This window comes from Nitrincola schmidtii (assembly GCF_008973715.1).
In the GTDB taxonomy this organism is placed as follows: Bacteria; Pseudomonadota; Gammaproteobacteria; order Pseudomonadales; family Balneatricaceae; genus Nitrincola; species Nitrincola schmidtii.
Genome location: NZ_WBOL01000016.1, coordinates 26,758 through 51,946, shown reverse-complemented (window position 1 = coordinate 51,946; position 25,189 = coordinate 26,758). Strand labels below are relative to the sequence as shown.

Genomic DNA, 25,189 nt, shown 5'->3' with positions numbered 1-25,189 from the left:
TGGATGGGTACTGCGAAAGTTTTGATCGTTGATGATCAAATGCCGATGCGGCATATTCTTCGATCACTGTTAAGCAAAGCGGGTTATCGCGTTGTTGCAGAGGCTTCAAATGGAAAAAAAGCTATAGAGATGAATGCGCAGTTTAAGCCAGATTTAATCTGTCTAGACATCACTATGCCAGGCATGGACGGCATAGAAACATTAAAAAAATTAAAAAATGATCATCCTGACGTGTTGGTGATTATGATCACAGGGCATTCAAATCGAAAAGACATCGAAGCAGCGATAGAGGCAGGTGCCAGTGGTTACATTGTAAAGCCGATTCATGCGGGTAAAACCATACAAACTGTTCAACGTATTTTGGCAAATCGTTTTGAGATTCAGCCATAAACTAAACTTTCTCTTTGATGATGTAGTGTGAATGGCTGGTCTGGTCCGACCGGAACAACTTGAGTTGGATTGATCTGAGTATGGCTGCGGTAATAATGTTCTTTGATATGTACCATATTTACTGTTTCAGATACACCAGGTGTTTGATAAAGGTCACATACATAACCAAACAGATGCGGATACTCAGCAACCTTGCGAAGGTTGCATTTAAAGTGCCCATGATAAACGGCATCAAAACGTAATAAGGTTGTAAAAAGTCGCCAGTCCGCTTCAGTTAGCTGATTTCCCATCAGATAACGACTCGTAGAAAGTCTCCTCTCAAGTTGCTCTAAAGTATCAAATAATGGATACACCGCTTCTTCATAAGCAGTTTGTGTCGTGGCAAATCCAGACAAGTAAACTCCATTGTTGATGCGATCGTAGATCAGCTCGTTTAGCTGATCAATCTCCTCTCTTAGCGGTTCGGGATAATAATCACCTGGTGTTGCACCGACATTATCAAAAGCACTATTGAACATACGAATGATGTCTGCAGACTCATTGCTTACGGCGGTCTGGTTATGTTTATCCCAAAGCAGTGGAACCGTCACTCTTCCCGAGTAACGACTATGTGCTTTAAGGTACACTTCATAAAGATAACGAGACTGAAATAAAAAATCGCCAATGACGCCTTCGGCGGGATCAAATGTCCAGCCATGTTCACGCATTAGTGGGTTGACCACAGAAATACTAATCTTTTTTTCTAAACCCTTGAGCTTACGAAATATAAGTGTTCTATGAGCCCAAGGACAGGCTAAGGATACATACAAATGGTAACGATCTGGCTCTGCTTTAAAACCACTTTTGCCAGAAGGTCCCGCTTGTCCATCTGACGTGATCCAGTTTCGAAACTGAGCTGCACTTCTTTCAAATCGGCCTTGGTTACTGTCGGTGTCGTACCATTGGTCTTGCCATTTTCCATCAGCTAATAAGCCCATTACTTTACTCCTATGACGTCATCTGTAATTCGGTTGTTTAAATGTGTATTGATAAACTCCTCGGCGGCGCGTATGGAGCTGCCTCTAAATATGAAGCTGGTGACATGCCCTTTTAATGAAAGCATCTTTAACTCTACGGGTATTCTCTGATGTTGCAAGGCTTCATAATAATCTGTGGCATGATCAGGAGGTACAAGGCGATCAAGTCTTCCATGAAACATAAAGGTTGGCGGCGTATTAGCGTGAATATGCGTAATAGGGGAGGCAAGGGCATAGCGCTCTGGAAATTCTGCACGAGGCCCGCCAAGAAAGTCTTCAATCAAGCGGCCTCGATCCCATTTCTGCAAATCACTCGGTAAACCACCCAAGATAACTAGGTTTGGACGCGTAATACTGCCTCCATAGGGTCGAACAAGTTCACTATGTTGTCCCGCTACATTGCCCATTAGGCTGACTAAATGAGCTCCTGATGAGAAGCCAAACGCAACCAGTGGACTGTACGGTGAATTCCATTCAGCACGTTTAGAATCAATCCAGTGCATGGCAAGTTGAGCATCGTGAAGCTGAGCTGGAAACTGGTATTCTGGAGCAAAGCGATAAGCAATATTGACAGTGATAAATCCTTGCTTTGCCCAATGCTCTGCTAAAGGTTGCATGTCTTCATAGGAGCGACGTTGCCAACCACCACCATGAACTAACAGCATAATAGGCAAATTATGAATACTGGCATTAGGATGTATGACCTCTGCCACCAAGGATTCAGGCCAATGGTCGGGTGTATAAACACTAGTGGTACGTGTCCAAGAAGATTTTTGAAATTTTTGCTGTGCCATAGTGTCCGGTAATACTAGGGAGTTAGTGCCCTGGAAAGATTTACAAGCGGATAATGTTATTAAGGCAATTAATGCAGGTAGTGCTAAAAATTTCATAACCATCTCGATTTTGTCGTTAAATGGCTATACGCAGATGGAGGGTTTTGGATGACTTAGAAAGGACCCTTCATGCATGGAAAAAGATGCATGAAGGGCTAGCAGAGCTTACAAGCGTTCGAAAATGGTTGCGATACCCTGACCACCACCGATACACATGGTGACGAGTGCGTAACGACCATTGGTGCGGTGTAATTCATAAATTGCCTTGGTGGCAATGAATGCACCCGAACAACCCACTGGATGACCTAGAGCAATAGCACCGCCATTAGGATTGGTTTTTTCCATGTCCAAGCCTAAGCCTTTAGCGACGGCTAATGCTTGAGCAGCAAAGGCTTCGTTGGATTCAATCACATCCATATCATCCAGCGTTAAACCTGCTTTTTGAAGGGCAAGCTTAGACGCAGGGATAGGGCCCTCACCCATAACGTCATTCGGTACACCTGCTACGGCATACGATACGATACGAGCGATAGGTTTTTGACCTGCTTTAGCAGCAGCTTCAGCATCTGCCAACACCATGAACGCGGCACCGTCGTTAATACCAGACGCATTGCCCGCAGTCACAGTACCGTCTTTTTTGAAAGCTGGACGCATTTTGCCAAGGCTTTCCATTGAAGTGCCTGGTTTAACGTGTTCATCAGTGTCAAAAATAACGGTGCCTTTACGCGTTTTAAGTTCGATCGGTACGATTTGTGATTTGAATCGACCTTCTTCAATAGCACGAGTTGCACGGGCATGAGATTCAACCGCAAAGGCATCTTGCTCTTCGCGACTGATATTCCATTTTTCAGCTAAATTTTCAGCAGTAATACCCATATGTCCCACACCGAACGGATCATTCAGAGTCGCCACCATCATGTCTACCATGCTGGTGTCGCCCATGCGAGCACCGGAACGCATAGCAGGAGATAAATAACCACCGCGAGACATTACTTCAACGCCACCGCCAACACCGTAGTCACAATCACCGAGCATAATGTTTTGAGCTGTGGTGACAATGGCTTGCAAGCCAGAGCTACATAGACGGTTAACCGCCATAGCAACCGATTCCATTGGAAGGCCTGCTTGAATAGAGGCGACACGTGCAACATAGGCAAAACGTGAATCGGTAGGAATACAGTTACCTACCGTGACATAATTAATTAGGTTGGCATCAACCTGTGAGCGGTTGACCGCTTCTTTCATTACTTGACCAGCCAGTTCATGCGGCTCAATAGAGCTTAGACCACCACCGAAACCACCAATGGCTGAGCGAACAGCACTTAATACAACAACATCACGACCCATCTTTTATTCCTTTTTTTATGTTTGCCCAGAGCCATTGAGGCATCCAGAGATTCATTTAGCCTAGTTTGATCATACCCGCCTTTGATGATGTTTGCATACCAGATAGGTGATCAATCATGGGTTAAGTTTAGTCCATTTGTCGTAATTCATTTCAAAACTCAATGGACGCCATTAAAAAAGCTGTCCATAATTTGATAAATCATCATTTACACAGGTAGTTTTTAAATGCGTGAGGGTGTTTGTCAATCTAATCCGTGGCGACATCGCATCGCATTACTGCTAGTTTTGTGTTGGCTTGTATTAACCGCTTACGCATTTTGGTGGTTTCACTTTCGTCATCTTTATGCGGTTAACTCGATTGATCAGTGGGTGATGTTTAGCTCGGACCAACTGACCTTCAAGGATACAGCTGATCATGGCAATCCTATCTTGATCCACTTTCATGATCCAAACTGTCCCTGTAGTCGCTTTGCAGTGCCTGATGTCAAAAGTATTTTAGAAGATTTTTCAGAGCAGCTAGAGGTTCGCATCATCGTTCCGGATGCGAGTTCTTTAATGCAGGCTAGTCGAATGTTCGGTGTCACTGCAGAAATTGTTTCTGATCATATTGCTCCTGTTGCCTCTCCAGCCGCATGGCTGATGAGTGCTGATGGACAAACGGCCTATCTCGGTCCATATTCGGATAGCGGCATTTGCACAACCTCTGACTCCCATCAGGTATCCAGTTTAATTGCTGATTTACTCGATGGACACACACTAACAGCATCAAATCACCTGACAACGGGCTGTTTCTGTCGTTGGCCAAAAATAGAGGGATCGATATGAATGAACAAACGTCAGCGCTAGTGCCATTCACCTTGCAGGGTATTTATCTACAGGGTGATCGCATCATGAGTGGTGTGCAAGTTGTGTTATTGCTGCTTAGTTTTTCACTGGCCAGTATTTATAGTACTTGGAGTGAAGCAATTATCATTGGTATTCCAGCCGCTGCATTACCGATTTTTTTATCCTTTTGGCTATCGGGTAGTCGAATAACACGAGTTGCTCATGGGTTGGCTTTTATGGTGTTTTCAGCGCTGTTAATCCATCAAGTGAATGGGATGGTTGAGCTGCATTTTAGTATTTTCGTCTTGCTTGCGTTCCTTCTATTTTATCGTGACTGGTTACCGATTCTTGCGGCGGCAGCCCTTATTGCCGTTCATCACTTAAGTTTTAATTATCTGCAAGAAGCGGGTCTGGGTGTCTATATTTTCGAGTTTAGAACAGGCTTTGATATTGTCATGATCCATGCCGGCTTTGTGGTTTTTGAAACGGCTCTTTTGATCTATATGGCCATCAGTATGCAAAAAGAGAGTATTCAGGCAGAAGAAGTCTCTAAAACAGCCCAGTACTTAATTATTAAGAACAATATTATCGATTTAAGTAATCGTCCGTCTCATGCTGTTACGCCTATGGCAGTCGCGATAGACAAATACATCAATGAGATACAAGCAACTCTTAAGCAAACGGTTGCAACGAATCAGAGTTTACAGTCCTCTTTACCAGATACCTTGACGAAGCTTCATTCGACACAAAGGTACATTCATCAACAGGTCGATCAGCTTTCTCAGGTTGCTGCGGCTGTTAATGAAATGACCGATTCGTTTAAAGAAGTCTCAATGAATGCTCAAGCGGCAGCTCAGTCAGTCGAATCTGCTGATGCACAAGCCTCAAATGCGCAACAGAAAATACAAGCTGCGCATGAAAATATGGCTCATCTCTCTGATACGATGCAGAATTCCCATTCACTGATTTCGCGACTTCAAGTTGAATGTGAAGCCATAGGGTCTGTGGTGAATGTGATACGGTCGATTGCAGAACAAACTAATTTATTAGCGTTAAATGCAGCCATCGAGGCTGCCAGAGCAGGCGATTCAGGAAGAGGCTTTGCGGTCGTTGCAGATGAGGTCAGACATCTTGCCAGTAGTACTCAAGAGTCGACTGAGCAGATTAATAAGATCATAGAAAGTTTACAGACCGTCAGTTATCAAGCCATGCAGTCGATGAATGTCAGTCTTGAAAAAACTCAGTTAACGGCTGACCAAGTATTTGAAGCGCAGACTACCTTCATAAATATTATTCAGCAGATTTCAAAAATCAAATCGTTAAACCAACAAATTGCCCGATCCACTGATCAGCAATTTGCTGTGGCGGAAGAGGTCAACAATAACATTGGCAGCGTGAATGGGTTAAGTGCACAGGTCAGCTTTGAAATGGATCAGAGTATTGATAACAGTGAGAAACTGAAGGTTGAAGCGGATCTACTGAATAAATTAACGTTACGATTTAAGCTATAAGACCAAGAGTAAACATAATGACTAATCCTGCTAAGACGCTATTGTTGTTGAATCCGTTAGAGGTTAAGCCTGAGGAATATTACCTTGATCAAGAAAAACTGATCAGTGGTAATCCGTTACAAACCCTTTGGATGCATTACACTGATCAATCAGAGCAGTTTTTTTCTGGTATCTGGCGAAGTGAGCCAGGTAAATGGCGCATTCATTATACTGAAGAAGAATACTGCTGTATCTCTGCAGGAGTCAGTGTAGTGACGGATGAGGCGGGTAATAGCACATCGTTGAAAACCGGCGATGAATTTATTATCCCTAAAGGGTTTGTTGGGACTTGGGAAGTGATTGAAACGACAACCAAGCGTTTTGTGATCTATGAAAAGAACGCTTAACTGATTTTGTGTGCTTTTTTAAAGGAGCTAGTTTTGAGTATTGAACAGGTTGATGGTTCACCCGCGAGAGGTCGTCTAACCATTCGAACGTTAGCCATGCCATCAGATACTAATCCGTCAGGTGATATTTTTGGTGGATGGGTACTTTCACAAATGGATTTGGCGGCGGGTATTTGTGCTGGACAGCGTGCACAATGTCGAGTCGTTACGGTTGCTTTGGATGGCATGAGCTTTATACAGCCCGTTAAAGTGGGCGATATTCTGGGCGTTTATACAGAGGTGGTTCGTGTTGGTCGAAGCTCTTTAGATATTCACGTAGAAAGCTGGGTAAGAAGGGGACGTATAGGTAAACGGGAAAAGGTAACTGAAGCGATATTTAAATTTGTTGCACTCGATGATCATGGGAAGCCTACCAAAGTCCCTGATACAGCCGATTTACCTTTATATGTTCAGAGTGAAATGTAACGTCATTCATAGATTGCTTAGCAAGTTTTTGATAGTGAGTAAATTTTGGACATACCTGAGCCTCAAGGTCAGTTGATCAAATCCTCCCATGAGATCAATACCATACTGCATCGATTGATTGAACGTGCCACGCCTATAACCATTCATCCCGATGAGTCATCATCCCTGCTAACCACGTATATTGAATCCTTTGATGACCTTAATCGTACCTTATTATTGGATGCACCCTTACCAGCATTCCGTCATCCTCTTTTAACTAAGCGGCTACTAAGTTTTACAACACGTTATAACGGATGCTTACTCACACTTCCAGACATGATCATGTCTCCTATAGAGGGTGATGAGGACTTGCGTTTTGTTGCCTCTATACCCCAGCAGGTCTATCTGCTGCAAAGAAGAGAATCTTATCGGGCTCCGGTAAGGCCTTTACTCGATATTCTGACAGATTTTTCGTTATCAGAAGAAAAGACACTTTCGGGTCGCTTGAAAGATCTATCGGTAGGTGGCTGTTGTGTTGTTTTCGCTGGCAACCAGACCACTTATTTTCCAGACCCTGAAAGAGTAATCTCTGTGGTCATAAGCTTTCCTAATGGCAGTGATATTTCAGTTACTGTCAAGGTACTCAGAGCAGGCTTTAACGAAACCTCGGATAACACCCTTATTGGCTGTTGTTTTGTGGATCTCAGTGTTACTCAAGTACAATACTTCAACAAAGTGGTCGGTTATTTACAGCGTGATTTTATTAGCCATAGTCGTGGAGTGTTATCGGATGTGCCGGCCCTCTTTGTTCCTAAATCAAATATTCCTCAACCCATTCTAGCTAACTCAAACGTACCTAGAAAAAATATCCGTTCTGAAGAAAAACACCCTGCTACTGGAATTGACGCTGAGCAAAGTCTTGAAGATGTGACACTGGATCCGCGTTTACAAAAGGCTTATATACTTCAACCAGCACCTGTTGATATCAAAAAAGCCTATCTCTCGGCGTTGAGTGCGGTTAAAAGCTTAATTAATCATTTTCGCGCAGATAAAAATTTACCCCTAGAGCAGGCTAGGGAAGCTTGTTTCCATTTACTGACTGCTTTGCAGCAAGATAGACAGGGTTTAATCATCTTATCTCGTCAACGAAATCTTGAAACTTATTTATTGCAGCATTCGATCAGTTATGCGATTACCTTTGCTGACGTCATCGCTAATCAGTTTCCAGAACAGTGCACGGATGCGTTGCTCGAGAGGATATTGCTAGGTGGGTTATGTCACAATATCGCTCAAGCTTCATTGCCGGAAGGTTTGCAGCATTATGAGTTATTAGTCACTGACAATGAACGAGCGCTTCATGTTGCCGCGCTGAACAGACTGGTGAATCAACTCGAGACAATACCCAATATACCCTCAGAAACACTCAGTATCGTTCGTGATTTTCAGGAGTGTTTAGATGGCAGTGGAATTCCAAATGGTAAAACAGACAGTCAACTTAATAGAGTTAGCAGATTAGCGGCTACGGTTTATGCTCATGAACGACTGAGTCATCAATGGCATCAAGAAGATTGGTATTTTCATCCCTTAAAGGCTTTTAAACAGTTGATCGAGATGCCAGAAAAATATCACAACCCTAGTGTTCGTGTGCTATTAAAGCAGTATGGCAAATATCCACTCGGTGCCAGTGTCAGGCTGAGTGATCAGACGATCGCGTTGGTGATGCGACATAATGAACTGGCTGAACCCTCGTATTTGCGTGTCGTTTATGACCTAAACTTTGATAGTTTAGTACCGCCACGTGATATTTTCTTACCCAACATTGAATCTTTAGCAGTGGAAAGACTCGTGAATCCTAAAGCCTTTAAGATAAGTAGTAAGCTGCTTAAATTAGCCTTGAGAGACTGACTTAACGATCACGATGAGCAACTGTAATGAGATAACCCTCCGACCTCCAATAGTGCAGTGGGTTGGAGTCTGTAATATTTAGCTTCGACCTCTATCGATTGTTCATCGTAAGGCGCTGTCATTATCTGTTGAATTTCACGAAGCAGATCATAATGCCCTTCGCTAGCTTGTTGGTATGCGGGTGCAACCAGCCACTCGCGTAACGTATATTTTGGATTTATCTGCTTCATTTGAAGAGATAGCTCATCTTTCGAGAGTGTAGCGCATCGTTCTTCGATCAGTGTTTTCCATTGCGTAAACCAATGCAACCACCGAGTGTTCAGTTCAGCTATATCAGCCGTAGGATTTAACTCCGTATAGAAACTTTTCTTCAATGCATCGAGATCATTGGGTAGGTTGGAGAGTTCTCGAAAGAAAAGCGTGTAATCAACCGGTGTTTGCATCATCAAGTGGAAGAGTTCAGCAAACACATCAGCATCATAAGCGCTGAGTCCTAACTTGCTAGCCCACATCTTCTCAAGCTTCACTTCCATTTCTTCAATAAAGCCTGCGTGAATCTGCTCAAGTTCGGATTGGGCATCTGAATAGTCGGTCAATAGTGGACGCAACGCGCTGCAAAACATCTGAAAGTTGCGTTCTGCAGCAACCGGTTGGTGAAAGAAAGAAAAATGCCGACCACCGCCAGTCCATGGCTGGTAGTAAGGATGAAATACCTGACAAAAACCATAGGGACCATAATCGAGTGTAAAGCCACCCGCAGCACAGTTGTCACTATTAAAGTTACCCTGACAATACCCAACACGAATCCAGTTCGCGACCAGAGAGGTCAATCGATTGCGAAAAGCCTTGGCGAGTCGTAACACTTTTTCAGGGAGATCGAGTGACGAATCAATCTCTTTAGCGTATTCACGATCGATTAAATGGAGCACTAATGCTTTAAGTTCTTCCATCGCCAGTGGATGTTCATTTTTTCTAGCACGACGGCCAAAGAGTTCGAGTTGTCCTACACGAATGAAGGAGGGAGCAACACGTGTCGATATGGCGACGGGTTCGAGCACCATTCTGTCGGGATTCACGGCATGAGAGCCTTCTGAATACCAAGGACGTTTTACTTTTTCCGAAGTTGAAACATACAAGGTTAAGGATCGTGAAGTAGGAACGCCTAAGGCATGCATATGTTCTTGAGCGAGAAACTCACGAACACTCGATCTTAAGACGGCACGACCGTCAGCGCCACGACAGTAGGGTGTTCTTCCTCCTCCTTTTAGCTGCATTTCCCAGCGTTGACCCTGAATAACGGCTTCTACAACAGACACAGCTCGACCATCACCATAGCCGTTACCGGTTTGGAAAGGACACTGCTGAGTATATTCGGTACCAAAAATGGACAGTGCATAACCACAGGCCCAACCCTGTTGGCGCATAGGTTCAGGGAGATCATCTAGATTGCCAGAAAATAACGTGGTAAAGGCTTCTGATTGCGCAAGACTATTGCTAAAACCTAATTCGTCGAAAAAGAGTTTACTGTGAGCAACGTATTCTGGGTTTTCGATAGGTGTTGGTTTTACCGGAACATAATGCCCTGAAAAAACTTGTCGTGGATGATGATCAACGCCATCGTCGGTAGCATCAGGGTCGCAATGAAGAGTATCAAGCAGTGAATAATCGACGAGTGTCGCAAGATCGTCGAGGCTGTTAACTAAAAAGAGCTTGTCTTGATTCTGTTGATCTAACATTGAGACTCCTGATTCGGCTAAAAAACAGAGATCTCAGAAGATAAAGCCCAAAGCAATACGCTTCGGGCTTTACTGGATACTACTGTTAGCTAGGTTGTTTAGTCGTACGTAGGTACGGCAGTTTAACATCGATATCGCCAAAGCGCTCTTTAGCCTGCTCATCATTTAATGACAGTGCAACAATCACGTCTTGACCATTGACCCAATTAGCGGGTGTTGCAATAGGTACGCCATAAGTTGCTTGTAGTGCATCTAAAGCACGTAACACTTCAGCAAAGTTACGACCAACAGACATAGGATAGGTCATAGAAAGCTGAAGTTTTTTATCTGGGCTAAAGATAAATACCACGCGAACGCTGGCAGAATCAGCAGCAGTGCGACCATCGGGAAGGTAAGCGTTAGCAGGTAGCATATCAAGGGCCTTAGAGACACTGAGATCTTCGTCGGCAATGATAGGGAAACCGGCTTTCGCACCAGAGAAGCTCTCGATATCCGCTTTCCACTCAACGTGCTCTTCTACGCCATCTACAGAAAGACCGATGACCTTAGTTCCGCGCTTTTCCCATTCAGCCGATAGCTGAGCAACGGCACCAAATTCAGTGGTGCAGACTGGAGTGAAGTCTTTCGGGTGACTGAACAAAATCGCCCAGCTATCGCCAATAAAGTCATGAAGCTTGAAATTACCTTGGTCAGTAACTAGGTCAAGATTAGGTACGATATCATTAATACGTAAAGCCATTTTTTGGAACCTCTAATATTTGTTAGTGGTGTGAGTGATTTGATGAGTTCATGATGGACTAATATTAGAGAGTTTTGAAGTATATATGTTTGATGATTTCGATAGATTATAGCTATTAGTTATTATTATATGCTTTTTAGTTTCAAATTGCGGTGTAAAGCCACAGAGTCGTTAAACGACTCTATGGAAATCATACCCGTCTAGGTGTTAACTTTTAAGATAGTTGCGCCAACCACCTAAGTGGGTAATTTCTATCGCATCATCCAGAGCATAGGTTTCACAGATAAATCCCTTGACCTCTGACCCGTCGATTAACGTAACATTTCCAATGCCTAATGGTGCTGGTACCTCTGCAACAAAGGAGCCGAAATGAGCAAGAGGAATATCCCAGACTTCTACTTGAATACTAGAGCCTCCTGATATGGCTTTAACAAGCCCTGGCTTTGGCGGTGTTGTGTTGGCAAGTGCATAGAGTCGATAGTTGGCTGTGGTTTCTGTGGCCAAAACCAATCTTGCTCCTCGCTGAGTGAGCTGATGGTTAAGTGGCATGCCGGTTAGGTGTGCACCTACAACCGCCAGTCTTACCGTCCCATTTGGCTGTGGCTGAACCCTGTTAGATTCTGTTCTTAATCCTTGACCGGTTGCTCCCAAGGGTAATGACAGGTGAGACTGCCAGCGTTTTCCGAATTCTGCCAGTGCTCTATCTTGCCAAGCTAAGCTGATCAAGGTGATTCCTGAGGGCAGTCCATCTTGGCGAAAACCTGCAGGTAAGGCTAAGGCACTTAAATCTGCCAGATTCGTGAAGTTGGTATAGGTTCCAAATTGACTATTGTAAAGAATCGGCTCATCTTCCATCTCTTTTAAGGTTCTGATGGTAGGCGATGTCGGGACAATCAGTGCATCATACTGACTAAGACATTGTTGAATCTTACGACTGAGTTGCTGGCGTCGGTACTCTGCATCGAAAAAGTCTAGGGCTGAAAATTGACCGCCTTGGGACACTATCTTATGTACAGTCGAGTCCATGGCTGTTGGGTCTTCAGATAACATAGACGCAACGGCATGCGTTCTCTCGGCCACCCATGGACCTTGATAAAGCAGAGCAGCCAGTTCCTCAAAGGTGCTAAAGTCGATTTCTTCGATATCGGCTATTTTCTGAAGTTGTTGGCAGCTCGATAAAAATGCTTGCTGCATTTGATCATCACCAAAAAACTCCAAACGATTGGGGATAGCAAAGCGCGGTTTGGCTGGAAGGCTTAAAGCACCCGCTGAAGATGGGGGTCGGCTAAATGGGTCGTTAAGATCCTGATCTGATCCTGCTATGTCTGCGACCAGCAGGGCATCTTCGACGATCAGCGAAAATATCGACACACAATCAAGCGTTCGACAGGCGGGAACCACACCCGAGGTCGATAGCCAGCCACGGGTTGGTTTAAGTCCCACAATGTTATTAAATCCAGCAGGGACTCTGCCTGACCCGGCGGTATCTGTTCCCAACGCAAATGGAACGATACCGCGAGCAACAACGGAGGCGGACCCAGAACTGGAACCACCAGACACATAGTTTGGATTAAATGTATTCGGTACCGCTCCGTAAGGTGAGCGTGTTCCAACGAGCCCAGTCGCGAACTGGTCTAGATTGGTTTTTCCAATGAGTATCGCCCCAGCTTTTTTTAACTGACTGACGACATAAGCATCTTTTTCTGCTGGGTAAGCGAAGGCAGGGCAGGCTGCCGTTGTTAACCAACCTTGATGATCTATATTGTCTTTTACCGCAAAAGGTACCCCTAATAGAGGTAACTTCAGGCCTTGTTCTTGTGCCTTTTGAACATCAAGCCATTGCGAGGTTATCTCTTCTGGGGACGCTAGATAAATCCAAGCTGGGTCTTTTGTGTTTGCGTGCTGCTCCTGTAGTGCACTGATTAGAGTAATTAAACGCTCTAACGGTTGCCCTGCGAGTTGTGCTGATAACCAGTCATTTAACGTCCAGCCTTGAGTGTCGAGTTGAGTGTTCATACGAGTTACCTTAGTGTTTTTCAATGGGTTGAAGTAGGCTAACGATTTGTCCCGACATCACGCGACTGCCCGCTTGAACTCGATGCTCTATCAGAATTCCATCTTCTGTTGCATAAATAGGTATTTCCATTTTCATCGATTCAAGGATCATTAATGCCTCTCCAGCTTTGACAAAGTCACCTGCTTGTTTGAGTAATTGCCAGACACTTCCAGCTACCGGACTGTCAGCTAACACACTTCCTTCAGGCCAGATTTCATCCGATAGCGTTTCCTCCACGATTTCATCAGTGAAGTTAAATTGGCCATCTGCATGCCATCGTGCTAACTCCTTCTCAAAGGCATGCTGACGTTTTTCCGTAAAGGCTTGAATATCAGCGTTTTCCTTTTCTATGAAATGCAGATATTCAGAAAGACTAAACTCACCATCTTCGATACGAAGTGGGTAACGATTTTGAGGAAAATCCTGTCGAATCTGAGTGAGTTCTTCTTGGGTAACTTCATAAAAACGTATCTGATCAAAGAATCGTAACAACCAAGGTTTGCTAAATTCTTTGGTTTGACGATAACGATTCCACATCTGCAATGTTCGACCCACAAATTGATAACCACCGGGACCTTCCATACCGTAAACGCAAAGATAAGAACCACCTATGCCTACTGAGTTTTCAGCCGTCCAGGTTCTGGCGGGGTTATATTTGGTAGTGACCAGTCGATGACGAGGGTCAATGGGTGTTGCCAAGGGTGCGCCAAGGTAGACATCGCCTAATCCCATCACAAGGTAAGATGCGTTAAAAACGATCTGTTTAACATCATCAATACTGTTTAAACCATTAATTCGCCGGATGAACTCAAGATTGCTTGGACACCAAGGCGCATTCTTACGCACAGATTGTGTGTACTTTTCAATGGCTTGTTGGCATACCTCATCATCCCAAGAAAGTGGAAGCCAGACAGTTCTTGATGGTACTGAAAGATGCTCTAATTCTAGCGCGAGAACACCTTCAATCTGCTCTAAATGCAATAAGAGATCGGTATGAGACAGTTGTAAGGGGTCAAAATGGATTTGCAACGAGCGCACTCCAGGAGTGAGCTCTTTAATACCGATTAAATCAGCTGATTTCAGTGCTTGCATCAAAGCATGTGCACGAAAACGTAGTTTTAAATCCAGAGATTGATCACCATATTCTACTAAGACGAAATGATCCCCAGCAGATCTAATGGTAATTTGATCGCCAAAATCATCCGCTGGAAGTATTGCTAAGATTGGCGTAACGGGTGGTTCGATTTGCCACTCCGTCGTCACTGCATCTAACTGATTTATACTATCGATTTGAGCAATTTCTAACCGTTTAGCTGTTTCCAGGCTGACGGGAGTAAAGCGTATACGATCACCCGAACGAAGTTGTCCTAATTTCCAAAGATCGGCGGTGATGACGGTTGCTGGGCAAACAAACCCACCCAAAGAAGGACCGTCTGGCCCTAAAATGACAGGCATGTCGCCCGTAAAATCGACACTGCCGAACGCGTAAGCATTATCATGAATATTGGAAGGGTGCATGCCTGCCTCACCGCCATCTGATCTGGCCCAGTTAGGCTTGGGGCCTAAAAGACGGATGCCTGTTCGGCTGGAGTTATAGTGAACTTCCCAATCCGTTGTAAAAAAGGTTTCGATATCCTGTGCGGTGAAAAAGTCAGGGGATCCATGAGGGCCATAGATGACACGTATCTGCCATGCGTGACTGATCTTAGGTCTGATATTTTGCGGTACGTTTAATTGGGTGGATGGTTTAGAGTGCTTTTTGAGTTTAAGAATATCTCCCGTTCTAAGCGCTCTCCCATTGTGTCCACCAAACTGACCCAGGGTAAACGTGCTTCCAGAGCCAAGGTATTTCGGGCAATCAAAACCTCCGGCGATACAGAGATAAGCTCTGCTTCCTGTTTTGATTCGACCCAACTTTAGACGATCTCCGGGCTGAACGCTAATGACTTCCCAGGTGTTTTTTGCTGTTTGATTGTGAAAAATCTCTATCTCTGCACCGGTCACGACCACCTGAGTTGTTGAACTAAACTCCAGTGTGGGTCCTTGCATCGTGACTTCCAGTGCAACCGCATCTTTTGGGTTGTCGAGTAGTCTATTTCCCAGCTGAAACGAATACTGATCGAAAGGACCCGAGGGTGGTACCCCCACATCCCAATACCCCGTTCTACCCGGAAAGTCTTGCAGAGTCGTTTGAGTGCCTGCTTGTATAACGGCAACACGCTGTGATTGGTATCGAAAATCATTCAGGTAGGTAGTGGTGATCTCTCCTGCGATCAGTCGATCATCCTGTAACAGTTCAATCAGATATTCTAGGTTGGTTTCTGTTCCGTAAAGTCGCGTAGCCTTGAGTGCCTGGGTTAATTTTTCAATTGCTTCTGCACGATTGACACCTTTTTGAATAATCTTTGCCAGCATAGGATCAAATAGCGCAGGAATCTCAATGCCTTTCTCAATCCAATGGTCGACTCTCAGCCCTGTCTGTTCTGGGAAAGCTATTTCGCTTAACAGCCCAGGGCTTGGCTGAAAATTAAGCCATGGATCTTCAGCATAAATTCTAACTTGAATGGCGTGCCCGTGAGGCGTTAAGTGATCTTTTTGATGGGTTAGATCCAGCTTCTCTCCAGCTGCTAGGCGAAGCATCCATTCGACTAGATCAATACCAAACACCTCTTCGGTGACACCATGCTCAACCTGAAGACGTGTATTAACCTCTAGGAAATAGAAATGATCGGTGTCAGCATCATAAATAAACTCAACAGTACCTGCGTTGCGATAATTGACGGAGGCTAATAGTCTCTCTGCAGTGGTGTGTAACTCTTCCCGTTGGCGATTTGTCAGTCCTGGTGCTGGACATTCTTCCACCACTTTCTGATTACGACGCTGGCTTGAGCAATCACGCTCGCCAATGGCAATAGCCTTGCCTTGACCGTCACCAAACACTTGGACTTCGATATGGCGAGCTCTGCTAACAAACTTTTCTAAAAAAATACTATCATCAGAAAAGTTATTACTACTGAGTCGACGGACACGGTCAAAAGCTTGAGTTAACTCACTTGAATCTTTACAAATCTCCATGCCGATACCGCCGCCACCTGCTGTCGATTTCAGTATTACGGGGTAGCCAATTTTTTCAGCGTTTTCAAGCGCATCACCTAGGTCTATCAGTAGATCTGAACCGGGAAGTAAAGGAACTTGCGCCTGTTCTGCGAGGAGTCTGGCTTTGTGTTTTAAGCCAAATGCGAGCATTTGATCAGGTGTGGGTCCGATAAATGCGATCCCCGATGCTTCGCAAGCAGAGACAAATTTTGGATTTTCACTTAAAAACCCATAGCCAGGATGAATGGCTTGTGCGCCAGATGCTCGAGCAATGTCCAAAATACGTTGGGTGTTTAAGTAGGTGTCTGCCGCATTTCCATCACCGAGCGACCAGGCTTCATCCGCCTGTTGCACATGCAGGCTGTTTTTATCTACTTCGTGATAGACAGCAACGGAAGCGATGCCGAGCTTTTTCAAGCTGCGTAAGATGCGCACCGCTATAGCACCACGATTCGCAATTAATACTTTAGAAAACATGAGGTAATCCTCTGCACAGGTCGTCCTGGCCAGAAGTTACGACAGTGGTCGTCCACTGAAGTGTTTAATTAGTTATTCCAAATGATCAGTTCTACGGGAGTAGGGTTGTAGCCATTGCATGGGTTGTTTAGTTGAGGGCAGTTAGAAATTAAGATAATGACGTCCATCTTAGCCGTCATTTCGACATACTTCCCCGGTGCTGAAATGCCATCCGCGAAACGTAAGCCGCCTTCGGGAGTAATGGGTACATTCATAAAAAAATTAATGTTATGCCCAATATCAGCCTTACTCAGTCCCCACTCGGGGTGTTCAGCGATGGCTAACATCCAGCTATCTCGACACGCATGCATACAACGTTTTTCTAGGTCATATCTGACGGTGTTACTTTCAGTGGCACAGGCGCCACCCAATGTGTCATGTCTGCCACAGGTGTCTGCAGTAATTTCTAGCATGGGGCGCTGTAAGTTGGATAATAACTGACTTCCGGTGGTCAGGTAGACGTTCCCCTGAGAACGGATTGTGTCTTGGGCGCTGTAACGCTCTGATGGATCTTCAGCATTGTAAAAAAGAGTATCGGCTGCTTGATTGCCTTCAAGATCTAAAATTCGCAGTGTTTGTCCAGACATCATTTTACCGATGAAATAATCACCGGAATCGATAATTTTACGAAATGAAGCATCGTCTGGCTTAAGCTGGCTATGAGTTAGCATGAATACCTCCTTATCTTCCTAAGTAATAAAGTGCATTGTTTTGAAAACCACGCTGATTTTCTGGCCTGAAGTTTTTACAAAAATCATCATCGCTAACTGAATTTGCTAGTCCCAGTTCAATACCTATGGGCTTGCAAGGATACTTTTCAGAATGATTTAGTGGGTGAGGGCAGGCATGCAGAACAACGAGTGTATCCATTTCAAAACGCAAGATAACGTGCGAACCCGCTGAACTAGGTTGACTATTCAGCTGCATATTACCGGCTTCGTCAGTCACAACGAGGCTAAAAAAATTAAGGTTTGCACCAAGATCTTTGATGCCTAAACCATATTTCTCTAATTCAACTAAGAATGCATCCTGGCCATTTTGATGCCATTGATTTCTATTCTGTTGGTAATCACGTTTACCCCAACGCTGAGCAGTGATTAAAGCGGTTGTGTTTCCACAGACCGTATCATGCCCTTCTGTGGAGTCCTCGATAATGGAGGCAAAAATACGCCCCATATCTGAATATAGACAATGGCCTTTGGTTACACGAAAGGTATGTTGGCACTTCAAGGTATCCGGCGCATTGTATCTTTCCAACAAGTTTTCAGGGTTGTAAAACATCATGCCCACATTGCCACCGCCTTCAATATCAGTCAGGCGCATGATTGTTCCTCTGGCCATTCGCAGTGACCAATGACCACCGGCAGCTAACTCGGTAGTGTACTCAATGGATTTAATCATGAGAAAACTCCTTCATATTCTCCTCAATGGTTTCAAGGTGTTTGGGGTCTGTTTGTCCGACGGGTAAATCGAACGTAATACCCGCTCCAAAAGCATCAGGTGCTTGCGGATCATGGCGTAACTTATCGAATACCCATAACCGCGTTCCTAAATAAAATCCTTCATGCAAGTCATGTGTCACCATGAAAACGGTTAATTTTTCAGATCTCCAAAGATCAAGTACCAGTGCATGCATATCCTTTCTGATGCCAGGGTCAAGAGCTCCAAAGGGTTCGTCCAGCAATAAAATGCGTGGTTTACCCATTAATGCTTGAGCAATGGCAAGTCGCTGGCGCATTCCCCCGGATAAATGATGAGGATAGAGGTGGCTTGAAGAGCTCAGCCCCACTTTATCAAGCATGCGCTCAGCAGCAGCTTTTGCTTCTTTGCGTTTGCGACCCCAAAGTAATCCCGTGATTCCTTTTTCGGCAAAGCCTTTGGCTGCAATCACGTTCTCCAATACGGTCATGTGTGGAAAAACAGAATACTGCTGAAAGACAATGCCTCGATCAGAATCTGGCTCGCCCTTAATCGGTTTTCCATCTAAAAGCAGACTGCCTTTACTGGCCGTTTCGGTTCCTAATAACAGCTTGAGAAAAGTGCTTTTTCCACAACCAGATGCACCCACTAGGGTAATAAATTCACCTTCTTTGACACTGACATTGATGCCTTCTAGCACCACCTTATTGCCGTAGTTTTTCCATAGGTTTTTGACGTCGATCATGAGTGACCCCCTTGACGTTGCCAGGGGAAAAGCCTGTCTTTTAATTTCATCAATACCCAATCCAGTAAAAACGCCAGAAAGGTGATCCAGATGACATAGGGAAGAATCACATCCATCGACATATAGCGTCTAACCAAAAAGATGCGATAACCTAAGCCTTCAGTTGAAGCGATGGCTTCAGCGGCGATTAAAAATAACCACCCCGTACCTAATGAAAGGCGCACTGCATCGAGTAACCTAGGGGTTAACTGCGGCAGCAACACTCTAATTAAAACCTGGCTGGTGTTTGCACCTAACGTTTGCGCTTTGATGATTTGTTCATGAGGAATCTCTTGGGTCCGACGCTGCATTTCTCGAGCTATAAACGGCAGAATACCTATCGTAATTAATGCAACCTTGGCAAGCTCACCTAGACCAAACACGATGAACAGTATGGGTAAAAGTGCCAGTGGTGGGATAAGAGAAATCACCGTAATAATCGGCGAAAAACTCGCTCCTACCAAAGGTAAAGCGCCAGTTAAAAGTCCAATGCATAGCCCTAGTGAAGCTGCAAGTAAAACGCCTAGCATTAATCGTTGTAAGCTACTGAACGTATCCACCCAAAAGATGTACTCTCCAGTGCGACGATTGGGTTCAAATGCCATCCGCTGAATAGCTTCACTCATCTGAGCGATAGAGGGTAAGAGCTTGTCATTTGGATTGGCTTCTAATCGAATATCAGAAGCGATGACATAAACCCCTATCAGAATGATAAAGGGCAGAAGGCCCAATATCACTCGAGTAAAAGAGGATGGCTGTTGATTGAGCAGGCGTTTCATTACAGCTCGCCATCTGCGGCAAGTTGCATGAATGCTGGGTTGAAACGTAGCATTATATTATCGGCATCACCGACAACACCGGCTGGTGTTTCTATGCCAATAAAGCCAGCATCAGGTGCACCGTCACCGAGTAATCCATGTTCAAAGGAGAACTCTGCTACTTTGTTCATGGTGTTCGGCAATTGATCACTGAGCGTGAAGTTCAGTGCATCTTCGGCGAGATAAAACATCTCGGTGCTAGCAAGTTGAAGTTCGTAGCCAGCCAGGTCAGTGCCTGAAGCTTCAGCCATCTGAGTGCGCGCTAAAACTTCATACTCCGATCCAGTCATCATGTGACTCATGGTTTCATACCAAGCACCGACTAAGGCTTTTCCAAGTTCTGGATGCGCTTCTAATGTTTGTGTGTTCACCACTAATAGATCAATGATTTCACCAGGAATGTTTGAAGAGTCAAAAACCAGATGCATGTCAGGTTGAGCAAGAATTTCATTTAGCAGAGGATTCCAGGTAGTGATAGCAGTGACAGATGGAGTGTTGGCGACTGCAACAAGATCTGCATCCGATGTATTGACAACACGAATGTCACGTTCAGTCATATCGACGCTTTCCAGTGCGCGTGCGAGAAGGTAGTGAGATACACTTAGTTCGACTAGATTTACTCTCTGTCCACGAATCGCCTCTAGTTGATCTTGCCCTTTGAGAATGACACCGTCATTTCCGTTGGAAAAATCACCCACAATCAGTGCCGTTGAATCAACGCCACCAGCGGCCGGTATCGTTAATGCATCCATATTTGTCATACTGCACGCATCGAACTGGCCGAGGGTGTATTGGTTAATAGACTCTATGTAATCATTTATTTGAACAATGTTGATATTGATATCGTATTTATCGGCCCATTTTTCGAGAATACCTTGCTCTTCAGCATAACCCCAAGGCATCCATCCGACATAAATTGACCAACAGACATTAAAATCCGTTCGTGCGTGAGAAAGAGGGGAAATCAGGCTGGCGCCAACCGCGATTGCTAACAATGAATGTTTAATGCGTTTCATAATATTCACCTTCGTATTGATCACATTTCATGGAGTATTCCTGGCTAGCCAGTCATCTCCCGGGCTTTTGTCCCGCCGTGTGACCTTCCATAAGAAGGTTGAGTGCTCTCGGACCAGTCAGCTGAAGCTTAGCTATCAACCCGGAACCCTAGCGCTCTATTGCATTAAATTTTTAACAACGTTAACCAGAAATACTAGTTGCAATGTTTATACAGCAAAACTAGTGCCAGTTTAGGTTATATATTTCTAATTAATTGTTTTATATGATTTATGGCTTGATTGTGGTTAACGTTTTAATAAAGATAAGCTATCGATAGTTGCTCTTGTTTGGTGCGGATATTTAAGAATTGAATCATTATTGAGCATACAATAGGCATACGTTGGTCGGCTGAAGTCTATTGCGAAGTCAGTTTAACCGTCAATGTGTTGAAGGATTGCCACGAAATCTAAAGAAAAGGTCAACAAAGTAATGCCAAAATCGTTGACTCACACCACGATTCAGCATCACTTTGAGACTTTTAAACGGTATTACTCGGAACGCTGAGTGACTTCCAGCAAATGATAGCCGAACTGAGTTTTAACTGGACCTTGTACTTCGTTGATTGGAGCACTGAAGACCACTTTATCAAACTCAGGAACCATTTGCCCTGGACCGAAAGTACCTAAATCACCGCCATTACGACCAGAAGGGCATTTCGAATGTTGCTGCGCTATAGCGGCGAAATCTTCACCTGCAGCAATTTTTGATTTAAGTTCGTTACAGGTTGCTTCGTCGCCAACGAGGATGTGACGTGCTGCCGCTTTTGCCATGTTATTGCTCTCACTTATAATCGATTTTTATCAGGTTGAAATTTTAACATACTATTTTAAAAAGCTCTCGGTGGGTTCGAAAAGCTATTCATGTTTAAGTTGCAATCCAACTTACCTTAAGAACACTGGCGGGGATGCCATTATTTAACATGACCTCAAGCCACAGCATTTGATGATCTTGCAATCGATCACCGGGCCCTTTGACTTCAATGAGTCGATATTGTCCTGTGGCTTGGTTGAGTTCAATCAGATCGGGCATCCCTCTTCGATGGTTTCTTAGATCCAACAGCAGATGGCGAAAGACAGCTTCAAGGTGCATGGTGGGTATTAAAGCTAGGACTTGTTCAATAAGTGTGTGATCAAGGGAAGGCCAGTGGATAAGAGAGCAACTGATACCTTGCTTCTGTCGCAGTCGATCAAGGATGACATCAACATAGTTATCCGATTGAAGCAGATCAAAGCCTTGATTCAATAAGTCTGTTCGTTCCTCACAAAAGGTGGGGCGATATAGATCTGCCGGACCTGACTGAAATGGATTGAAAAATGCACCTCTAATCGGGGCAAACAACGCTGGCCAGAACAGCAAAGCAAAGAGTCCGGTAAAGAGTTGGTTTTCGACATGGAAAAGCTGTTTATCTTGATTGGACAAATGTGAAATTACAGCTTGTTCTACTCTGCCTTGCTCTGGTTTTTTTAGTTCTAACGACTCAATGGGTATCTTAATGGATTCGGGGAACTTGAACACAGCACCTGCTTTAACTGCACTACGTTTTAGAATTCGTTCCACTCCGACACGAATTTCAGGCTTGGTGATGCTGGAATGGGTCTCTTTAGCTAAAGTAAACACTTGCGTGGCAGGGGCGGTCTTCTCCAATACGCGCAATGCACGAAGCTGAGCTTCTTGATGTTGACTCTGTTGAAAAAGTTGTAATGCAAGATCGGTTTGTTTTTGACGCTCTGCTTCGCGTCCAAGTTGAAATATTACCTTTCTGCGTCGGTAATCGATCCAACTGCATTCCACTGGGGAGGGAATGTATTGAGCCAGTAAATCTATCTGCTCCCCATCAATGGCGCGTTGTTGAAGTGTGTTCAAGCTAAGGTACAGATCCACTTCAGATCGACTTTGGAAGGGGCGTGATTCAGGAGTGAGCATAACCTTTTCAAATCGTTGTAAGCCCAATTCAGTCAGTACAAATTCAGACCAGCTTTGGTAAAGGTTGCCAAAGAACATCAAACGTAAACGATCAAAAAGATCACCACAGCACAACTCAATAATGGTATAGGGTGAGTTAGGCCACCATTCAAGTATTTCTTTTGGCTGATCATCTTCTAACGTTGAAACGAGAAGAGCGACAATATCTGTTTTACGAGTAGATCCTGATAAAACTAATTCAGGTAGCAGATGCAGTGCGAGTTTTAGGCATTCTTCACGTCTGGATAGGTCACATAAAGAGGATATGGAAATATGGGGTTGATGATCCAGATACCCTGTTTCCGTTAGGGTACAAATTGCGTCGTCGAGATTTGGTACCTCACTGTAGTGCAATTTGTCTTTGCGAAACAGTAGCCCTTTTCGCATCACCATTCGAATGAGCAGTGCCTGCGCTTGAGTATCTAGCGATAGCAGCTGTTGTAAGCTCTGGATTTCGTCCTGAAGTAGAAGATCTGAATATTGCTCCAGGCATAACTGAATGATCTGCTGCGCATTACGCAGATAGTAAAGAGGATCATCTAGGGATGTTGAGGTGACGGAATTGACGTTCATGTATCTATTTATAACATTCGGTAAAGCGCCGCCGTGGCAATGCCAACGGTGATTGCAGGTAGAGGTTTTTTCACTAACAGCATGACAATTGCAGTGCTTAAAAGAGCCAGTCTTGCGCCATTATCACCGGTGACGGCCATGGGGGCTAAAATTGCGACCAGCACAGAACCAGACATGGCTTGAATAAACTGCTTCACCCGGTAGCTTATAGGGATATATGACATCACAAAGACACCGCCTAATCGAGTAGACAGTGTCACCAAAAACATCAAACCTATGACTAGTAGTGCTCCTAAGCCCGTTGTCTCAATCATCGGAGTTGCTCTCTTCTTTTTTGTTCAGCCAGAAGATTCCAACCGCACCACCTGCGAGCGCACCTAAAACCACATGAGTATTCTCGGGCAAAAACCAAAAAGCTATCAGTGATGCACTGGCTGCAACCGTCCAAATGACTAACATCCTTATGTTTTTTTCACCACCTACAACCATTGCAAGCAGAAAGCACCCCATCACCATATCTAAACCGAACTGCTTGGGGTCACTAATAAGATTACCGAAGTACAATCCTACCCATGTCCCAAAAATCCAGAAGAGCCAAAGTGAAAGTCCTCCACCCACAAGAATACCAAAACCGGGTTTACCTTGAGTAAAGGCTTGTAAAGACATTGCCCAATTAGCGTCTGAGGCCAGAAACATGACGCCATAGCGCTTGAATGGTGAGAGGTGCTGCAGCCAAGGGTAAAGTGTTGCCCCCATTAATAGGTGGCGTGCATTAATAGCAAAAACAGTGATCAAAATGGTGATGAGCGAAACCTTAGGACCCCAAAGTTCCAGTGATGCAAACTGGGAAGCCCCCGCAAAGACCAAGGTGCTCATTGCCATTGATTCCGTGCTACTCAGCCCCGTTTGCTTCGCTGCTAATCCAAAGGCGATACCAAAGGCGATAACAAAAAAGGAGAGGGGAACAAGCTGTAAGAATCCTTTCCAAATGAGATGTTTGTCTAACTGAGGCAATTTACTTGGATCTATATTATTGGAGTTCAATGGCATGAGTGATACATTTTAAGTTTAACGTGCGGTAATTTTATTCAATACATCTAATAAAGATAGCAATCGCTGTTCTGCTGATCTCTCTTCTAGTATAGCTTGCATAATACCGCTATCTAACTGTATGAACTGAAATAATTCATAACTCAATTGGTCAGGTGTTTTCGATTGCCACTCAGGCGAGGCAAGCAGTTGGCTTAACTCCGGAACTTGAGCAGCTAGCGCTTGCAGCCTATGCAATACTTTGCTTTTTGCTATGTCGCCCTTATCGATCAATTCGGGTGAAGGTGTAACATCATCATAACGGTTGGCACTATAAATGAAAAAGGGTAGCGTCTGCAGTTGCTCAACGAGCTGAAAACGCTGGTTAAGACTAATTTCGATCAACAATCGACCATCTGGGAATGTTTCAATGATTTCGACCTGACCCGCAGTAAGGATAGGTACGGGTTTGTAAGTTGCTTGATTAGAATTCAATGCCTCTGCAACCGTTTGATCAGGCTTAGCCTTTTGCAGCACTTTTTCAACGTGGCAAACTCCCAGCGCTACTCCGTGGTTTACACAATAATCAACCATCTGCCGATAACGGGGCTCAAATACGTGTAATGGCATGGAGTTACCAGGAAATGCTACGCAGTTGGGGATAGGAAATACTGCTATTTTTTCCATGATACTTTTTAGCCTCACTTTATGAATATATGTAGAACACGCAATACGGAGCTGATCTAGA

23 protein-coding genes and 1 riboswitch are annotated in these 25,189 nt (G+C 44.4%); of the genes, 6 read left to right on the top strand and 17 right to left on the bottom strand.

The window, feature by feature from the left end; translation table 11 throughout:
- Positions 1-3 precede the first annotated feature (3 nt).
- Positions 4-390, top strand: a complete 387-nt coding sequence (locus tag F7R24_RS13170; protein ID WP_151671727.1) for a response regulator transcription factor — start codon at positions 4-6, stop codon at positions 388-390.
- Here F7R24_RS13170 and F7R24_RS13165 read toward each other — a convergent pair.
- The 3 genes from F7R24_RS13165 to F7R24_RS13155 all read right to left on the bottom strand — a co-directional run bounded on the left by F7R24_RS13165 (position 381) and on the right by F7R24_RS13155 (position 3,586).
- The gene (locus F7R24_RS13165; RefSeq protein WP_151671726.1) at positions 381-1,367 is read right to left on the bottom strand and encodes a glutathione S-transferase family protein; all 987 of its coding nucleotides are present in this window, start codon (positions 1,365-1,367) and stop codon (positions 381-383) included. The two genes, F7R24_RS13170 and F7R24_RS13165, sit on opposite strands and share 10 nt — an antisense overlap.
- Positions 1,367-2,296 carry an alpha/beta hydrolase gene (locus F7R24_RS13160; RefSeq protein ID WP_168926835.1) on the bottom strand — a complete coding sequence of 310 codons (930 nt, stop codon included), beginning with the start codon at positions 2,294-2,296 and terminating at the stop codon, positions 1,367-1,369. The genes F7R24_RS13165 and F7R24_RS13160 overlap by 1 nt, the downstream gene beginning before the upstream one ends.
- A 108-nt stretch (positions 2,297-2,404) precedes the next feature.
- Positions 2,405-3,586: an acetyl-CoA C-acyltransferase family protein gene (locus tag F7R24_RS13155; protein WP_151671724.1), complete on the bottom strand. Its 1,182-nt coding sequence runs from the start codon at positions 3,584-3,586 to the stop codon at positions 2,405-2,407.
- A gap of 225 nt (positions 3,587-3,811) precedes the next feature.
- On the opposite strand from F7R24_RS13155, the gene F7R24_RS13150 reads away from it, so the two are divergent.
- Genes F7R24_RS13150 through F7R24_RS13130 form a run of 5 tightly spaced genes read left to right on the top strand, consistent with a single transcriptional unit; the run spans position 3,812 to position 8,657 of the window.
- Complete coding sequence (locus F7R24_RS13150) at positions 3,812-4,411, top strand: DUF6436 domain-containing protein (RefSeq protein ID WP_151671723.1); 600 nt, start codon at positions 3,812-3,814, stop codon at positions 4,409-4,411.
- Positions 4,408-5,922 carry a methyl-accepting chemotaxis protein gene (locus F7R24_RS13145; RefSeq protein ID WP_168926834.1) on the top strand — a complete coding sequence of 505 codons (1,515 nt, stop codon included), beginning with the start codon at positions 4,408-4,410 and terminating at the stop codon, positions 5,920-5,922. The genes F7R24_RS13150 and F7R24_RS13145 overlap by 4 nt, the downstream gene beginning before the upstream one ends.
- A gap of 17 nt (positions 5,923-5,939) precedes the next feature.
- The gene (locus tag F7R24_RS13140; protein ID WP_151671722.1) at positions 5,940-6,308 is read left to right on the top strand and encodes a cupin domain-containing protein; all 369 of its coding nucleotides are present in this window, start codon (positions 5,940-5,942) and stop codon (positions 6,306-6,308) included.
- A gap of 33 nt (positions 6,309-6,341) precedes the next feature.
- Positions 6,342-6,773, top strand: coding sequence for an acyl-CoA thioesterase (locus F7R24_RS13135; RefSeq protein ID WP_420812988.1), 432 nt, complete (start codon positions 6,342-6,344; stop codon positions 6,771-6,773).
- A 45-nt stretch (positions 6,774-6,818) separates the two neighbouring features.
- The gene (locus F7R24_RS13130) at positions 6,819-8,657 is read left to right on the top strand and encodes a PilZ domain-containing protein (RefSeq protein ID WP_151671721.1); all 1,839 of its coding nucleotides are present in this window, start codon (positions 6,819-6,821) and stop codon (positions 8,655-8,657) included.
- Positions 8,658-8,665: 8 nt separating this feature from the next.
- Here F7R24_RS13130 and F7R24_RS13125 read toward each other — a convergent pair whose 3' ends face one another.
- The 14 genes from F7R24_RS13125 to F7R24_RS13060 form a co-directional block, all read right to left on the bottom strand.
- Positions 8,666-10,393 (bottom strand): protein adenylyltransferase SelO family protein, encoded by a 1,728-nt coding sequence (locus F7R24_RS13125; protein WP_151671720.1) that lies wholly within the window; start codon positions 10,391-10,393, stop codon positions 8,666-8,668.
- 85 nt (positions 10,394-10,478) lie between these two features.
- The gene (locus F7R24_RS13120; protein WP_151671719.1) at positions 10,479-11,132 is read right to left on the bottom strand and encodes a peroxiredoxin; all 654 of its coding nucleotides are present in this window, start codon (positions 11,130-11,132) and stop codon (positions 10,479-10,481) included.
- Between the two features lie 207 nt (positions 11,133-11,339).
- Positions 11,340-13,148, bottom strand: a complete 1,809-nt coding sequence (gene atzF, locus F7R24_RS13115; RefSeq protein ID WP_151671718.1) for an allophanate hydrolase — start codon at positions 13,146-13,148, stop codon at positions 11,340-11,342.
- Between the two features lie 10 nt (positions 13,149-13,158).
- On the bottom strand, positions 13,159-16,761 hold the full coding sequence (gene uca / locus F7R24_RS13110) for an urea carboxylase (protein ID WP_151671717.1): 3,603 nt from the start codon (positions 16,759-16,761) through the stop codon (positions 13,159-13,161).
- 68 nt (positions 16,762-16,829) lie between these two features.
- Positions 16,830-17,471: an urea amidolyase associated protein UAAP2 gene (locus F7R24_RS13105; RefSeq protein WP_151671716.1), complete on the bottom strand. Its 642-nt coding sequence runs from the start codon at positions 17,469-17,471 to the stop codon at positions 16,830-16,832.
- Between the two features lie 10 nt (positions 17,472-17,481).
- Positions 17,482-18,201 carry an urea amidolyase associated protein UAAP1 gene (locus F7R24_RS13100; protein WP_151671715.1) on the bottom strand — a complete coding sequence of 240 codons (720 nt, stop codon included), beginning with the start codon at positions 18,199-18,201 and terminating at the stop codon, positions 17,482-17,484.
- Positions 18,194-18,964 carry an ABC transporter ATP-binding protein gene (locus F7R24_RS13095; protein WP_151671714.1) on the bottom strand — a complete coding sequence of 257 codons (771 nt, stop codon included), beginning with the start codon at positions 18,962-18,964 and terminating at the stop codon, positions 18,194-18,196. The genes F7R24_RS13100 and F7R24_RS13095 overlap by 8 nt, the downstream gene beginning before the upstream one ends.
- Complete coding sequence (locus F7R24_RS13090; protein ID WP_151671713.1) at positions 18,961-19,782, bottom strand: ABC transporter permease; 822 nt, start codon at positions 19,780-19,782, stop codon at positions 18,961-18,963. The genes F7R24_RS13095 and F7R24_RS13090 overlap by 4 nt, the downstream gene beginning before the upstream one ends.
- Positions 19,782-20,837: a putative urea ABC transporter substrate-binding protein gene (locus tag F7R24_RS13085; RefSeq protein WP_151671712.1), complete on the bottom strand. Its 1,056-nt coding sequence runs from the start codon at positions 20,835-20,837 to the stop codon at positions 19,782-19,784. Before F7R24_RS13085 ends, F7R24_RS13090 begins: the two co-directional genes overlap by 1 nt.
- A gap of 54 nt (positions 20,838-20,891) precedes the next feature.
- A riboswitch (guanidine-I (ykkC/yxkD leader) is annotated at positions 20,892-21,000 on the bottom strand.
- Positions 21,001-21,365: 365 nt separating this feature from the next.
- A complete protein-coding gene (locus F7R24_RS13080; protein WP_151671711.1) occupies positions 21,366-21,647 on the bottom strand; it encodes a peptidylprolyl isomerase in 282 nt (93 codons plus the stop codon).
- 94 nt (positions 21,648-21,741) lie between these two features.
- Complete coding sequence (locus tag F7R24_RS13075; RefSeq protein ID WP_151671710.1) at positions 21,742-23,412, bottom strand: VRR-NUC domain-containing protein; 1,671 nt, start codon at positions 23,410-23,412, stop codon at positions 21,742-21,744.
- Between the two features lie 8 nt (positions 23,413-23,420).
- The gene (locus F7R24_RS13070; protein ID WP_151671709.1) at positions 23,421-23,726 is read right to left on the bottom strand and encodes an AzlD family protein; all 306 of its coding nucleotides are present in this window, start codon (positions 23,724-23,726) and stop codon (positions 23,421-23,423) included.
- A complete protein-coding gene (locus F7R24_RS13065; RefSeq protein WP_151671708.1) occupies positions 23,719-24,462 on the bottom strand; it encodes an AzlC family ABC transporter permease in 744 nt (247 codons plus the stop codon). The genes F7R24_RS13070 and F7R24_RS13065 overlap by 8 nt, the downstream gene beginning before the upstream one ends.
- A gap of 18 nt (positions 24,463-24,480) precedes the next feature.
- Positions 24,481-25,128 (bottom strand): LON peptidase substrate-binding domain-containing protein, encoded by a 648-nt coding sequence (locus F7R24_RS13060; protein ID WP_151671707.1) that lies wholly within the window; start codon positions 25,126-25,128, stop codon positions 24,481-24,483.
- Positions 25,129-25,189: the final 61 nt, after the last annotated feature.